This window comes from Bifidobacterium aesculapii (assembly GCF_001417815.1).
Classification (GTDB): domain Bacteria; phylum Actinomycetota; class Actinomycetes; order Actinomycetales; family Bifidobacteriaceae; genus Bifidobacterium; species Bifidobacterium aesculapii.
In genome coordinates, this window is sequence record NZ_BCFK01000021.1 from 41,802 (window position 1) to 58,241 (window position 16,440).

Annotated in this window: 4 protein-coding genes; 2 read left to right on the top strand and 2 right to left on the bottom strand. The window is 67.8% G+C overall.

The features are described from left to right. Positions 1 to 258 precede the first annotated feature (258 nt). The gene (locus BFAL_RS02565; RefSeq protein WP_055426873.1) at positions 259 to 6,222 is read right to left on the bottom strand and encodes an Ig-like domain-containing protein; all 5,964 of its coding nucleotides are present in this window, start codon (positions 6,220 to 6,222) and stop codon (positions 259 to 261) included. Positions 6,223 to 6,342: 120 nt separating this feature from the next. Beyond that, positions 6,343 to 7,731: a serine/threonine-protein kinase gene (locus BFAL_RS02570; protein ID WP_055426874.1), complete on the bottom strand. Its 1,389-nt coding sequence runs from the start codon at positions 7,729 to 7,731 to the stop codon at positions 6,343 to 6,345. A gap of 271 nt (positions 7,732 to 8,002) precedes the next feature. On the opposite strand from BFAL_RS02570, the gene BFAL_RS02575 reads away from it, so the two are divergent. Beyond that, positions 8,003 to 12,415 (top strand): PD-(D/E)XK nuclease family protein, encoded by a 4,413-nt coding sequence (locus BFAL_RS02575; protein ID WP_055426875.1) that lies wholly within the window; start codon positions 8,003 to 8,005, stop codon positions 12,413 to 12,415. Beyond that, complete coding sequence (locus BFAL_RS02580) at positions 12,412 to 16,359, top strand: ATP-dependent helicase (RefSeq protein ID WP_055426876.1); 3,948 nt, start codon at positions 12,412 to 12,414, stop codon at positions 16,357 to 16,359. The genes BFAL_RS02575 and BFAL_RS02580 overlap by 4 nt, the downstream gene beginning before the upstream one ends. Positions 16,360 to 16,440 lie beyond the last annotated feature (81 nt).

Here is a 16,440-nt window from a genome sequence, read left to right on the forward strand (position 1 = left end):
CAGGGTGTGGGCGGCGTCGCCGCCGAGTCGTTGGCGGATGAGTGCTCCGCCAACGAATCTGTCGTCTGTTGGTATCGTCTGATAGTTGATATCGTCTGATATCGGCCAGCACAGTCGTCTGCCGGTATCGTCCGGGTCGTATCCGGGACGCAATCCGTTGTGATCCGGGCTGTGTCCGGAGTGCATCCGGGCTGTCGTCTGCCGGGCGTCCGACCGGGCCGTTGGCTGCCCGGGGTGCTTCTGGCCATGGTGTTCCGGCTATTGTGCGTGATAGGCGAGCCCCCTTATCCACGGTTGGGCCCTGAGGCTGCGTTCGGAGAGCCCGCCGGAGAGGGATTTCGAGGAGTCGTCGGCGATCGGCCGGGAGTTGGTGACGGAATCGTGGGCCTCTACGCCGTCGACGAGTTCCTTGGGTCCGTCCTTGAGGGTGATGCTCCAGTCGATGTCGCCTTCGAGGTCGTAGTCCTTCATGTCGATGGTCTGCGGTTGGGGCTGGTTCACCGCCCAGGACACGGGGCTTGCGGTTTCGCCGTTCTCGTCGGTCAGGGTGAGCACGACGGTGGCGTTCTGCCCGTAGGTCTCCACCATGCCCTCCGACAGACGCAGCGTGTTATGGTCCTCCCATTCCAGGTCGTACCCGGTCACCTTGGCTTTCGGTTTGTTTGGAACGTCGTCGCTGGAGGCCGTCGCGTCGTCGCCGGAGGTGCCTCGGAACACCTTGTGCACGTTCACCGGCCCGCACGGCCGCCATGGGCCGGGGTCGTAGGAGAACGAGTCGTCGTCGGTCGTGTCGGTCGGGCCGTTGGCGGCATGGTATTCGAAGTAGCCGGATTTGCCGTCGCCGTCGCTCCACGTGACCAGGCAGTGGTCCTCCGTGCCCCTGACCGAGAGGCCGGTAGGCGCGGCAGGCCTGTACATCGGCGTGACGGCCGGTCCCGTGCCGGAGGTGGTCTCGCCCTGCTTCGTGTCGATGGAGTAGCCGGGCGTGAGCGAGGTGCCGAAATCGGAGTCCTCGATGTCGAACTCGTACGAGGTCTGCCCGCATGGTGCGTCATGCGAGTAGTCGTCCAACGTGAATGTGACGGAGTCGCAGGTGGTGTTGCGCATATTGCCGGGTTTGGCGGTGACGGTGACCTTGTTGCTGTTTGCGGTCTGAACCGCCGTGACGGCGGGCTGGTCGGGGTCTCCGTAGGGTTTGGCGGCGTCCTTCGGCGTGGCGCTCGGGCCGTCTCCGACCTTGTTGTGCGCCGAGACCGTGGCGGTGACGGAGTATCCGTCGTTGATGTCAGCGTTGGCGATGTCGAACGTGTGTGTGGTCGCTCCGCGCACGGTCTCCTTGTCTCCGTTGCTGAGCGACACCGTGTAGTAGTCGACGGGGGAACCACTGTATTCCGGCAGGTCCCAGGTGACGGTCACTTGCTGCTTGCCCCCGTTCACCGAGACCTGTGAGGGGGCGGGAGGCACCTTGTCCGGCGTGCCGGTGGCGCTGTTCGATTCCTTCGACCAGCCGACCTCGTTCCTGGCGCGCACCCGGAACGTGTACGACTTGCCGTTCGTCAGACCGGTGATCTTGCAGGTGGTGACGGCGCCGCAGGATTTCGACATGGCCTTGTCGCCGTCTTTCCCCCACCGCACCTCATAGTCGGTGACCGGGCTGCCGTTGGCTGAACCGGGTGTCCAGGTCAGGTCGACCGCGGAGTCCTGCGGTTTGGCGTCCACGGGGGAGAGCAGCGGCGCGTCCGGTTTGTCCATGACCGATACGGTGATCGTTCCCGTGACCTTGCGTTCGGCGATCTTCGTGCCGTCCTCCACGGTGACGAGCACACGGTTCGAGCTGCCGCCGATGTCCGAGGCCGCGGTGACCGTGATGACGCCGTCCTCGCCGCACCGGACCGTCAGCTTGGAGGTGTCGTCCACCGTGCATTGGACCACTGTGAGGGGTTCGGATGGGAACGGGTTGTAGGCGTCGTCGAGCATGCCCACCGTTTCGGTGCCCCCGGCCATGACCTTGAGCGTCTTGTCGGCGATGCGCGCCAGCGGCCTGGTGGAGGCGACGACGCGCACGGTCACGCCGGCATCGACGGTTCCCTTGCCGTATGCGATCTTGACGGGGACGCTGACCGTGGTGCCCGGGGAGGCGTCCCTCTCGGCCTTCACCTGAAGCTGGCCCGAGGAGGATACGGTGGCGCTCACCTTGCCGGTGGTCGAGCCTCCGGAATACGTGTACCGCCGCTCGTCCTCGTAGGCGCCGCTCGGTGCGTGGGTGAGCGCCGTGAGGTCGATGGTCTTCGTCTCCTCTCCGGCCACCACGTCGATCGTAGACGAGGAGAACGTGGGCGGGGGCACCTCGCGTCCGATCACCGTGATCGGCAGCGTGAGCACCGCGGAGTTGATGATCTTCGTCTTGTCGGCGCCTTTCCTGCCGTCCACGGCGGTGAAGGTGATCGAGGCGGGGCCGGAGTAGTCCTTCGGTGCCGTGAACTTCAGCGTCTTGTCGTTGACGTACAGGTTCCCGTCCGCGGCCTTGGTGGCGCTCACCGAGTCGGCGCCGTCGATGTAGGGCTCCTTGCCGGCGCCGACGCGCACGTAGTCGGCGATGTTGATTTGGATGGTCTCCCGCGCGTTCACCTTGAGTTCGGGGGCCTTGGGTCGCAGGGACGGCGGGAACACGCCGTATGCCGGCACCTGGATGAACGCCGTGGCGGTCACGTCGTATTTCGTGTTGGTCACCGTGTACGGCACTGCGCGCGCCTCCTTCGTGAGGTCCACGGTGATGACGGTCGACTTGTCCCCGCCTTTCATGCGGGCGTGCGCACGCGCCGAAGGATGCACGTCGACCTTGAGGTCGGTGATGCTGCCCGACGGGTTCGCGATCCACTGGCTGACGTCCACGTCGACGCTTTTCTTGTCGATGGTCGCCGAGGAGGGGACGCGGTAGTCGTAGGCGCCCGGGGGCTCGATGGGCGCGTTCGGGTCGACGTTCACGGTCAATGTGCCGGTGTCCGTCAGACCAGCCTTGTCCTTCACCGTGTAGACGATGTAGCCCGTTCCCGTCTGAGAGGGCGCGGTGAAGTCGATGGTGGTGCCATTCGCCTTCGCGCCCGGCACGCCGTTGGAGTCGAGCTCCTTCACCAGGGACAGCTCGGTGTTGTCGCCGGAGATGTCGTTCTGGGTGACGGGCACGGTGGCCTCGGTGCCCGGCCGCAGCGTGACCTCGTCGTCACGGGCGAACACGCCGGAATCGGAGGCCCCCCGGAACACGCCGACCCTGATCTGCGCCTGCGCGCGCTGGCCCGTCCAGTCCTCCACCGCATAGGAGAAGGTGTCGGTGCCCGACGAGTCCGCGTATGCCTCGTACACGAGATAATTTGCACCCACCTCGGTGATGCGCCCCAGTTGGGGCGCCTTGTTGCCCAATCCGAGGAGCTGGTCGTCGTCGCCGTCTACGTCGATGCCGGTGAGCGTGATGGGGATGCGCACCTTCTGCCCGGCGGCGACCTGCGCCTGCGTGTCGTGCGGGGTCGGTGCCGCCTTGTTGTCGGCGTTGCTCTGATGTACGGTGATTGTGATCGTGCCGGAGGCGGAATTGCCCATATCGTCCTTGACGGTATAGGTGATGGGGAACACGCCCGGCTCGTCGGACGCCTGATAGCGCACGGTGTCGCCGGAGACGAACGCGATTCCCCTGAACGTCGCCTTGTCGGTCTGCAGATCGTTCTGCACGGTGACGGTCGTGCCGTCCGGGTAGCTGACATGGTCGAGTACGTCGATGGACACGATGCCGCCGGTGCGTACCTGCGCGTTCACGTTCGAGGCTTTGGGGACCGAACCGCCGGTCGACAGCGCCGGCGGCTGCAGCACGATGGTCCCCGTCGACGTTCCGGCGGTGTTCGCGACCGTATAGGTGACCTCGACGGGTTTCGTCGGCACCCGGCGCGCCGTCAGATAGACGCGTTTGTGGCTGACCAGTCCGGTTTTGATGCCGGATGAGGGGTCCGCCGTCACCGAGGTCACGGACAACACGCCGCCCATCGGGTCGATGTCGTTGGTCAGCGGTTCCACGATCGCGGTGTTCTGTGCGCCGAGCAGCGCCACGTCGTTCGCGGCGATGGGCTTGGCCTGTTCGCCGGTGGCGGGCGCGACCTCCACGCGGGCGAGGCCCGTGGCGGGAATCGAGCCCTGCGTGACCGTGTACGGCACGTAGTACGTGCCCGGGTCGGTCGCCTTGAACTGCAGGGTGAGGTCCGCCGCGTTCACCGTCACCGACGCTTCGTTCGGGGTGTCTGCCGCGGAGAGCTGCGCCGGCTGGGCGCTGGTCGCATGGATGTAGGGCTTCAGGTCGATGGAGGTGTCGGTGGCCGGCAGCGTGCTTCTGACCACCGGGTCGATGTCGGCGGGCAGCGTGTTCGCCGGCTTCACGGAGAAGTAGATCATGCCCGTTCCGGTCTGGTCGCCGTCGGAGACGGTCGTCTGCACGCCGACGCGGCCGGAGGTCATCGATCCCGTGTTGAACGTGAGCTGCCCGTCGGCGCGTGTGGAGACGGTCACCTGGTCGGAGTTCTGCGGGATGGCGGAGACGAGCGTCAGGGGGTCGCCGTCCGGGTCGGTGAAGCTTCCCAATGCGTTGAACGTGTATGTGGCGCCTTGTTCGACCGACAATTCCGGCGGCACGTCCGTCTGCGAGGGGGCGGCGTTCTCGTCGGAGACGAGCGTCAGCGAGACGGTGGCGGAGGAGGTCTGGCCGTGCCCGTCCGAGATTTCGTAGGAGAAGCTCACGGCCCCGGCGCGCGCCTTCGTGGCGTCGAGCTGCAGATAGCGGCCGTCGTATATCGGAGAGACCGTGACGGTGGCGCCTGCGGGCGCGTCCACGTGCGTGATCTCGAGTACGGAGCAATCGGTCTGCTGGTCGTTGCGCAGCACGTCGAGGATCTGCTCGCCGCCGGCCCTCGCGCCGAACTCGTCGTCTTCGGCTTTGATTTCGCCGGATTGCCGGGAGCAGGTCTTGTCGAACTTGCGTTGGTTGTTTGCGGTCTCGTCGTTCTGCCGCTGTTGCTCGGATTGGTCGGTCTGGATCGTGTTCCACTGGATCTTGATGACATCGGTGGATTCACGTGGGTTCCATACGTTGCCGTTCACGACGTCGTTGAGCACGACCTGGCGGTGGTTGGTGCGGAACACGAGTTCCGAGGTGGCGTTCACCGACTGCAGGGAGGAGAACCGTGATTCTGAAGCCTTCGGCGAGCATGCGGAGACGTAGTTGTCGGCCTTCTGGCTCCATGCGGCGTACACACATCCCCCCGAGGAGACGGGACGTGCGGGCTCCCCCTTGCCGCCCGACCTGAGCGGTATGGGTTTGGGCTTCGACGAACCGAGATCGACGAGATCCAATCCGCTCTGCCCGGCGACGGCGACCCATCCGGCCTGCTTGCCGTCCACCGGCGGCAGCTGGGCGACGAGACGCCCGGTCATGTCGAGCATCGCGCTCCCGCCCTTGAATACCACCCTGTTGCCCGAGGTGATGATGGGAACGTCGCCGATCACGGTGAACGAGGAGACGTTCATCCGCGCCCCGTCGGTGATGGATCCGGTCTCGGAACCGGAACGGTCGTGCGGGGAGTTCAACCGCAGCACCATGCCGTCCGACGGCCGGTACCCCCATACCACGCCGTGGAAGTCCACCACCGCCTTGCCCCCCGTGCCGAGACGCAGCTGCGGGTCGGCGTTCGCCGGGGACGCCGATTCGATGTCGTCAGCGGGTCCCGCCCACACGTCACCGGTCTTCGTGTCGAGGAACGCCACGGTGCCGCCGCCGATCATGGACGTGACGTCGCCCTTCGTCTCGGTGTTTCCCTCCACGCCCACCGTGGAGGCTTTGATCGACGAGGCCTTGCCAGATTCGTCGAGCACGGTGTCCGCGCCGTGCTGGGCGACGTCGAATCGCTGCGCCGCGGAGGCCACCCCCGCGTCCGCCTGCCTCAGGCGCACGTTGAAGCGCGCGGCCTTGCGGTCCTTCAACGAGGTGATCCACACCGACCCGTCGTCGAGCTGCACATGGCGTTGCGTGACCGAGCTGATGATGATCGCGCCGGCGACGACCGCGAGGAGCAGCAGCAGGACGACCACCGGCGTGATCCACCTGCGGTTACCCGACGGCGCCAGACGGTGCAGCAGGGCGCCGGCCCTGCGTGAGCGCTCGTATGCCTGGGAAGATTGTTTCGCCATGCCGTGTCTCCCGTCGCTTCCTCCGCCCCGCCGGGCGGTTCTTCACCCAATGTAACGCCGCTGCGGGGCGCGCGGTCGGGGTGTGCCGGTTGCCGGAGTCACGGCGTGTCGTCGCGGATGTCAGTGTTCGACGGCGCAGGCCGTCGCCGGCTGCGCCGACATCTGCCGGTCCGCCCGCACGATCGACACCTCGATGCAGGTCTGTCCCGCGCCCTGGACCGCCTTGAGCGTCACCTTCGTGTCCTTCGCGATCGATGCCGTCGGGGTCTGCCCGGAGGTCTCGGCGGGTTGCCACGCGTAGGTGTCGCCTTCGTGTGGATCGGGGTTCTCCCATGTGAACGTGACCGTGCCGTCGTCGTTGTAGTCGCCGTACAGGTTCGTGGGGGAGGGCACTGCCGACGTGTCGGTCTCGTCGGGGGTCGTGGTCGTCGCGGAACCTTCGTCGGTCGTCGCGTCGCCGATCGAGGTGCGATCCGAGGCGGAGCCGGAATCGAGCCGCGGGGCGACGACGAACACGAACGTCAGCGCGATGGCTGCTGCCGCCGCCATGACGCCCGTCGTGATGGCCGCGGGCCGCAGCCATCGGCGGCGTTCCGTCGTGCCCGCCGGAGCGTCCGCGTTCGTGGCCATCCGCCGTTGGGTCGGGTAGGGCGGTTGCCCCTCGGCGACCACGGCCGTCATATGCCCGTAATGCTCCTGCTGGACGCGTTGCATCTCGCGTGCGAACTGCAGCGCGGAATAATACCGGTCGTCGGGGTCCTTCGACATCGCCTTGCGCAGCACGCGCTCCACGTCCGCGGGGACGTCCGGGCGGTTGATGGGGGGAACCGGCTTGGTGAGGATGAGGTCCTTCAGCTGCCCCGGCGTGCGCGGCCGGTACCCATGCTCGAACGGGGAGCGGCCCGTCAATGTCGCGTACAGGGTGGCCGCGAGCGAGTAGATGTCCGCGGCCTCGGTGCCCGGGTGCCCGCCCAGCACTTCGGGCGGCGCCCACGGCAGCGAGAATCCGGTGAACGTCCTGTCGTAGATGTTCGTGGAGATGCCGAAATCGGCGAGGACCGGCAGCCCCTGCGCGTTGACGAGCACGTTGCTGGTCTTGATGTCGTGGTGGATGATGCCGGCGCGATGCGCGGTGAACAGCGCGCCCGACAGTTTGATGCCGAGGTCGAGCATCTGGTCGCAGGTGAGTGACGTGCGTTGCGTGATCTCCTTGTACGTGCCGTTCGGCGCGTATTCGAGCACGATGTATCCCAGTCCGTTCGACGTGACGCCCGCGCCATAGATCTGCATGATGTACGGGTGACTCGACAGCTGGGCCATCGTATTGGCCTCCTGTGTGAACCGCGCGGCCGCGCGGGGGTCCAGCGCCTCGTGAGACACCTTCACCGCCACGACGCGGTTCGGTGTGTGCTGCTGGTACAGGTACACGCTTGCCGTGGAACCGGAGCCGAGCGTCTGGACGAACGTATAGCCGGGTATCTTCGGCGGTGTCATGATTGATGCCGACATGGTGCCTCTTTCTTTGAGGGCGGTCTTCCCCTGAATCTACGTTCCCTGTCGCAATCGTACGTGCGGCGCGGGATGAACGCGTTCGCCGGGCGGTTTCGGATGTGTGCGAGGTGCCGCGGCGGCGGCATGCTGGGGGCGTGACCGCGACGGCCGGGGGTTGCGCCGGTGACGATGCCGGAACCGACGGCTCCCCTCCGGCGCGACACGCGGGGCGAAGCATTGCTTCCGGTACATATGTACCGGTTTGCCCGGCTCGGTCTACGCTTGAGGCATGAACGGATACGAGGATGCCCACAAGGCGCTGGACGACCTGCTGCGCGGCGATGCGGCGCATGGCACGCTGCTGGTCGCCGGAGCCCCCCGAAGCGGCAAGACGGGGTTCGCCTATGACGCGCTGATGCGTGCGCTGCACATGTTCGGGAACGGCCATGCCGTGATGACCGTCGCGAACCGCGTCATCGCGGACGATCTGGGCGATCGCGCGATCCGCGGCATCGGAGCCACCCCTCAGGTGCGCCCGGTCACCACGTTGTCCGCATTGGCGTTCCAGGTCATCGCCGAATGCCGGTACGCCGCGGGGGAGTCGGCCCCGAGACTGCTCAACGGCGCGGAGCAGGACTCGTTGCTGCGCCGTGTGCTCGCCGTCCATCTCGGGCATGCGCAGGCCGGCGAACCGTGCGGCACATGCATGCTGCTCAGGGAGTATTTCGCCACGGAGGACTGGTCCGCCGCGGTCGGCACGCGGGTCGGCCTGGCCGAGGAGCCGCGGAATCGTCGTGGAGGCGCCTCCTCGGGTGCGGGCGGAAACGCCGGTGGGAGCGTTGCCGCCGATGAGGGCGACGCCGTCGGAACCGCGGTGGCCGCCACCGCCGAACTGCTCGAACGCAGCGTGTCCGCGTCGTTCACGGGCCAATTGAGGGACATGCTCGCCCGCATGGACGAGCTGGGGGCGTCACAGGAGCGCGAGGATGAGCTGCTCCGGTCGTTGGAACGGTCGAGGTCGCGTGAGACGGGCGTGCGTGACGGGCGCATCGACCGTCTGCGCATCCAATGGCGTCTGGCGTTCACCCTGCGCGGCGAATACCTGGAGGCCGTGGAACGCGCCTACCCGGGCGAATACCGGCTCGACGCCTCACGGCTGCTGGTCGAGGCCGCCCGTGAGGTCGGGGCCGGGAACGCGCATGTGCCGAAGCTGCTGGTGGCGGACGACTTCCAGGACACCACGGTCGCGGGGCTGCGGTTCCTGGAGGCGCTCGCCGGCCGGGGCTCCTCGCTGCTGCTCGTGGGAAACCCCGACGAGGCGGTGCAGACGTTCCGCGGCTCCTACCCGGAATACCTGTTCGCCCAGGCCGTGCAGGGCCCTTTGCACGCGCGGGCCGCCGTTCTGGACGCAGCTGGTGGCGCGGTGCCGGATGCCGCCGGAGCGACGGTCGCCGGGCCCGCCACCTATCGTGACCTTGTCGCCTCACGGGTGTCGCTGTCGATTCCCTCGCCGGTCGAGGAGTCGGCGCCGCTCGCCGAACGCCCCGGCAAACTGCCGAGGTATGAGGGGTCATGGCCGGTCCGGCGCCTTCCCGCGGAATCGGCCCTGCCTCAGGACGGCACGATGCGGGGCGCCCTGTACCACAGCCCACGCGAGGAGCTCGACGACGTGGTGTGGCGCATCAAGCGCACGCACCTCGACACCGGTGCGGCATGGAACGACATGGCCGTCATCGCCCATGACAACGGCACGGTGCGCACATTCGGCGAACGGCTGCGACGGGACGGCGTGCCCGTACGGTATTCGTCCGTCACCCGGCCGCTCAGAGAGGCGCCGTTCGTGCAGGGGCTGTTCTGCCTGATCGAACTCGCCCGCCTGCGACTGCGCGGGGCAGGCGGCATGAACATGCCCCTGCGCCGTCTCGCCGCATACGCGCGTGGCCGCGTCGTCTCGCTGATGAACAGTCCGCTCGTGACCGCCGGGGCACGCCCGGGGGAAGGCGCTCCCGGCCGCATGGAACCGATTGAAGCCGCGATGCGCTCGCTGGCCTCATTGGGGCAGATGATCGACGCCGACCGGCAGGGCGCAGCCGAAACGGAGCCATCCGCCACCGAGTCGGGCGGGGAGCAGGCCGCAGGCGTCGCCGACGGGCCGCTGTGCTCCCTGACGGCCGCGTGGCACGACCTCGTGCGGTCATGGGAAGACGCCCGTCAGGGCGATGACGCCACGGTCGTCGTCGACGATTCGCTGCTGGACGGCCCCGAAGACATCTCCTTCGACACGGACGCCCAATACGTGATGCTCGCATTGGACGATCCGCACGCCCCCGCCGAGCGGACGCTCGCCATCCTCAATCAGGTGCTGGGGGATGACCCGCAGACGCGCGCCTTCCTGCGGTTGTGGAGGCTTGTCGGCAGAACCGCGGAAGCACTGCGCCGTCTTGAGGACGACGCCCCGCAGTTCGTGCTCGCCGCCGCCTGGGACGTCGCCGGCGTCGCCGGCGCCTGGCAGCGGCAGGCGCTCGCCAATACGGCCGAAGGTCGGGCCGCCAACGATCGTCTCGACGCGGCGATGCGCCTGTTCCAATACGCCGAAGGCGGCGCGGGTGGGAGCGGCATCGTCTCGTTCATCGAACAGGTGCGGTCCATGCAGATCGAAGCCGATTCCCTCGCGCGCGTCAGACCCGTCGAACAGGCGGTCACCCTCACCACTCCGGCGGGTGCCGCGGGAAGGCACTGGCGTTTCGTATGGATGCCCGCCGTGCAGCAGGACGTGTGGCCGAACCTCGCCGAACGCAACACCATGTTCGGCGGCGAGGACATGGCGCGGATCATATTGTTCGGCGACGGTCAGGAGACCATGCGGGGCACCGGGGCACCGGGGCGTGATGCCGGATTGTCCGAAGTGCTTTCCGGAGAGAAGAAGAGCTTCCTGTACGCGCTCACCCGGGCGCTCGACGCCGACGGGCATGCGGGCGGGGTCATGGTCAGCGCCGTGCATGACGACGACCTGACACCATCCGATTTCCTCTACGGGTACATGCCGGAACGGTTCGACCGTTCGAGCGCCGTGTTTACCGTGGTCGGACGGGAGGACGATGCGGCCCCGGACGGTCCGCGATCCGGTGACGGGGAAACGTCGGATGCGCCCGACGACGGTCTGTTCGCAGGCTCCTTCGCGGGATTGGACGGCGACCCGCGCGGACTCGTCGCCGCCGCACGAGCCGTATTGGCGCGTCACCCGGCGCAATCGGCGCAGGCAAGGGACGCCGCGGCGACGCTCGCGCTGCTCGCCTTCCACGGCGTCGCCGCCGCCGACCCCGCCAATTGGGCCTACCTGCATGCCGCGGGAAACGGCCGGGCCGATGACTGTGTCACGTCCGAAACGCCGATTACGCCCGGCACGTCGCCCCACACCTCGGGCGCGTCGACCGCACCGCAAGCCCACGTCGCTGCGGCCGCGCACGATGACTCCGCACCGGTCGTGGGCCTGTCCCCGTCGGCCGTGGACCGGCTGTGGGAATGCCCGGTGTGCTGGCTGCTGGAGAACCGGCTCTCCGGCCCGCGCCCCAGCAGCGTGGCCACCGGATTCGGCACGCTGATCCATGCCGTTGCCCAGCGGGGCAGCGGCGAGGGGCTCGACCGGCCCGACTTCATGGCCGGGCACGGCTTCACGGAACGCGTCGAGGCCATCACGTCGCGCCTCGCCGACATCTACGCCGAACTGAGGTCCGATCCCGCGCAGATCGACGACCCGGCCACACGGTATGCGGCGATGCACAAGGACGACCAGTCCGGCACGGTGTTGGGGAACATCGCCGCGTACTTCGCCGGAAGCAACGACGCCGGCTACCTTGCCGCCAACGCCGGGAAATTCGATGTGGGCGTCCTCGAACGGGCCGATTGCGAAGAGGAGTTCGCCGCACGGTTCGACCTCGATGACATTCTCGCCGCGTATCGGGCCGTCCCCGGCGCCGCTCCCATCGGCAGACACGATCTCGCCGTCCTGATGGGCGAGCTCGTGGGCGGATGGCCCGAAGGTATGCGCGACGATCTGACAGTCCGGCTTTCCGGGCGCATCGACCGCAAGGAGACCCGTACCGACGCGCAGGGCCGCACACTGATCAGGCTCATCGACTACAAGACGGGCCAGGTGCCTTCCACACGACAACGGTTCAACGACCTGCAGCTCGTGTGCTACCAGCTCGGCCTCGTCTTCCCCGAATCCCCCTCGGACGCGGGAGGCGGACTCCGCGGGAGCGAGGCGCTCCGGCATGCGCCGCGCATCGCGCAAAGCGGACTGTTCCACGTGGAGGCGCATGGAGCCCCCGCGCAAAGCTTCGCGCCCGAAGGCCTGTTCCAGCCGCCGTTGTTCACGGACGGCTCTCTCAACGCGGAACCGTTCACCCCGCGATCCCACTACCCGGTCCCGGGCAAGCTGATGGACGTGCCCACATTGGAGGGAGAGCCGCCCGCAGGTGTGGACCCGCAGGTCTGGGAACGGTTCACCGCGTTGAACGGCACCCAGACGCTTTGGGCGTTGACCATGATCGCGCGCGTGTTCTACGCGGCTGCGGCGAGCAGGTCCGAACACCTCATCGCGCACCCCACCGAACAGCATCTGGCATACTGCCGGATGCGCACCGTATGCCCCGCCTGCGCAGGCGGCGTCGACACCGTATTCGAAACGAGGCAGATATGAGCGCCACACCGACCTTCACCGACAGTCCGGAACAGGCGGCGGTCATCGACGCGCCGGTCGATGACGACGTACTCGTCGTCGCCGGAGCGGGATCGGGCAAGACGTATACGATGACCCGCCGCATCATAGAACTCATCCGCCGCGGCGTGGCGCCCGAACGCATCCTCGGTCTCACCTTCACACGCAAGGCCGCGGGCGAACTGCTGTCCAGGGTCTCCGCCGCCGTGCTCGGCGACGCGGACGGGGGCGGAGACGACCGCATGTTCCTCAAACCCGCCGTATACACCTACGACGCGTTCTTCCAATCCATCGTGCGCCAATACGGGCTGCTCGTCGGATTCGACCAGAACACGCAGCCGCTGAGCGAGGCGGGCGCGCTGCAGCTCGCCGCCACCGTCATCGACAGGCATATGGACGATCTGCGCGGCCGGGACCTCGGGGCGTTCAACACGCTCGCGGCGAAGGTGCTGGCCCTGTCGGGAACCATCGGCAGCGCGATGATCGGCGCGGACGTGGCGGACATGGCCACGGCCATCGGCAAGGTGCGCGCATGGGACACGGCCTTCGCCGCGCAGGTGAGGCGGGCCATCGGCGCGGAGCGCGTCCCCGAAGACGAACCGAAGCTCACCAGGCCGCGGCGGCTGAAGAAGGACTCCGACGCGACATGGTCCGGAAAACTCGAGGAATACCATGACCGTCTCCACGCGGCCTGCGTCTACCATTGCGCCAACCTCATCGACGTCGTCGAGCAGCGCGACGTGCTGCTCGACCTCGTCGAAGCGTACACCGCGGAGAAACGCAGGCTCAACCTGGCCGAATTCGGCGACTTCACCATCGCCGCCTACCAGCTCGTCACCCGGTTCCCCTCCATCGGCGAGCGATACCGGCAACGGTTCGGCCACGTGTTGCTCGACGAATACCAGGACACCTCCACCACGCAGGCGGCATTGCTCGCCACATTGTTCCATGACGACGCCACCGCGGTCAACGCGGTGGGCGACCCGTTCCAGTCGATCTACGCGTGGCGAGGCGCCAGCCCGGGAGCGTTCCGCATGTTCCAACGGGATTTCGGCATGCCGGCCGGCAGCCGCCCGTACGCGTTGACCGTCACACGGCGCAACTCGCGGCTCGTGCTGGAGGCGGCCAACGATCTGACGTTGCCGCTGCGCGAGACCCCGCGGCGTGCGGGCAGTTCGCTGATGCGGGAGGTCGACGTGCCCGCGTTGGGGAACCTGCCCGACGCCCCCGAAGGCACGGTGGGCGTGCTCGGGTACGACACGCTCGGCCAGGAGATCGACGGCGTCATGCGGTTCTGCCGGCAGGCCGCGGCCTCGGGCGCCAGCACCGCGGTCCTGTTCCGGTCGAAGAAACGCATGGCCGCATACCGGCAGGCATTGGAGGACGCCGGATTGAGCACGCTGGTGGTCGGATATTCGGCGATGCTCGAACGCCCCGAGATCCGGGACGTGCTCGCGTTGCTGCACGTCGCCTCCGACCACACCGACAGCGCCTCCCTCATGCGCCTGCTCGCCACGCCCCGCTTCGGCCTGGACGCGGGCGCGCTGTCCGCGCTTGCGGCGCTCGCCGACGCGGACAACACCGAAGCGCGGTATCAGGCGCTCGCCGCGGCCGGCGTCGTCCCCGCCGACGCGCCGCGCAGGGAGCGCGCCGGCCTGGTCAAGGAACATCGCGACATGGTGCCCAACGCGGTGTTCCTGCCCGACCTGCTGCAATCGGAGGACCTCGCCGCCAGACTGGAACGCGACGGACGGTTCGGCGGCCAAGCCATGCACGGCATCCTGCTCGCCGGCGGCATGCTGCGCACGGTGCGCGGCATGGTGGGGCGCCCGCTGCCCGAAGTGGTGCGCGCCGCGGCTCAGGCGCTCGATCTGGACATCGACACCGTGGTGGCCCAAGCCATCCGTGGCGGAGATCGTCCGGTCAATCCGACGACGGCGCATATGCCGGTCGAGACGATCATCGGTCTGGTCGACGACTACACCGCCGAGATAGCCGTCGACGTCGCTCCCACACTCCGGGGGTTCATGGCCTGGGTGGATGCCCTGCGCACCATCGAGGACGAGACCGCCGGGTTGGAGGCGGGCCGTACGGCGGATGTGGAACTGATGACGGTCCACCAGTCGAAAGGGCTCGAATGGGATGCGGTCGCCGTGGTCGGGCTGGCTGAAGGCGCATTCCCCAGCAATCAGGGCGACCATCTCGCCGTCATCCCCGACGCCGACCACTCGGGAGGCGTCGAGCAGGGGCGTTGGACGGCGCCCGAATACCATGAGCGTGCCTCGACATGGTTGGACGATCCGACCGCAGTGCCGGTGCCGGTGCGGGCCGACGCGGGAATCCTGCCCCGATTCCCGCACGACGCGCCCCTCGATGGCGATCCGCTGGACACGTTGGCGGAACTGGACGATGTGGAACTCATCGACGATGAGATCTACGGGTCGCTGCGCGCCGTCGGCGACGGCGTGGACGACGTCGACCCCGACTCGTGGCATCTCACCCAGGAGGAGGAGTACGGGCGGCGGCTTCACGCCGATGAACGGCGACTCATGTACGTGGCGTTGACGAGGGCCAGGCGCGACGTGCTGCTGACCTACAGCCGCACAGGGGATGAGAGCCGTGACCCTGCTGCGCTAGGCGCCAAACCGCGTATGGCGAAACCCTCCAACTTCTGGCTGGAGATCCACGACGCCATACGCACCCACGACGCCGAGGCATCGGTCGCATGGGCGGATTCCACGCCGGCTATGGGCGATGGGGCGGAACCGGCCCGGAATGCGGCCCCCGCCGACTCCTCCAACGTGGCCGATGCCTGCGGAACAACCGGTGCGAAGACGCCGGAATCCGTCGGCGTGCCGCGTCCTGACGGGTTCTTCATCGGCGAACATGCGGCATCCTATCTGCGGTCGGTCGTCGATGAGGCGTGGCATGCCCCATTGGCCGACGACGAGCCGGACCCGCTGCCGTGGCCGTCCACGCTCGGCGAGACCACCGGATCCATACTCAGGCGGTCCGCCGAGGCGGTCGGCGAGGCCATGGACGCGCTCGCCGGCGCGGACGATGCGCCGGAAGGCCCGCTCCCCGAGCACGGCGACCTGCTCGACAAGGCTCGTCTGCTGCTCGCCGACATCGACCTCATGCCGGAAACCGTCGACGACGCGTCGCTCGACGAGCGCGTCAAATCGCAGGCGCAGGGCATTCTGGCGCGCTCACGGCAAAGCGTCACCCGTCTGCAGACGGGAGCCTCGCAGATGGGGGAGCATGAGGAGCGCCGCTACTGGCGTGGCATCGTCAGGCCCATCCCATCGGTCGCCTCGCCGGCGGCATCGCTGGGCACCAGATTCCACGCGTGGGCGGAACGCTTCATGGACGCCGCCATCGAAGCGGACGCAGGCTACGACAGACAGTCGATGATCGCCGGCCTGGAACGCGCCGAAACGCTGGACGGTCCCGAAGCGGAGCTCGCCGCATGGCAGCGCAGACTCGTGGAATCCGAGTGGGCGGCACGCACGCCGGTGTGGGCCGAACGGCAGCTCGTCGTATCCCTACCGATGCTCGACGGCATCATCGTCAACGGCAAGCTCGACGCCGTGTTCCGCGGCGGGCTCGACGCGAACGAGGCCGGCGGCACGGAAGGCCCGGGCGATCCGGGCGAGTCCGGCGAACGGTACACCATCATCGACTGGAAGACCGGACGCAGGCCGCGCGACGCACGTCAGATCGCCGCCAAACTCGTGCAGCTCGACCTGTACCGGCTTATGCTCTCAGCGACGGAAGGCGTGCCGTTGGACAGTATCGACGCCGCTCTCTACTATGTGAGTGAACCCGACGCCAAGCTCCGCGAGCTGCGCGCCGGAAAGAAAACAGAACAGGAAATCATTGCCGAGTTGAGCTCCGGAATCCCCGAGCACGCCGACGACGATTAGACCCATCGCCACGGGCACGGATGCCCGGCCGCCATGCGTCGCCTCATACGGCGCATGGCGGATGCGACAGCGGGTCCCGCG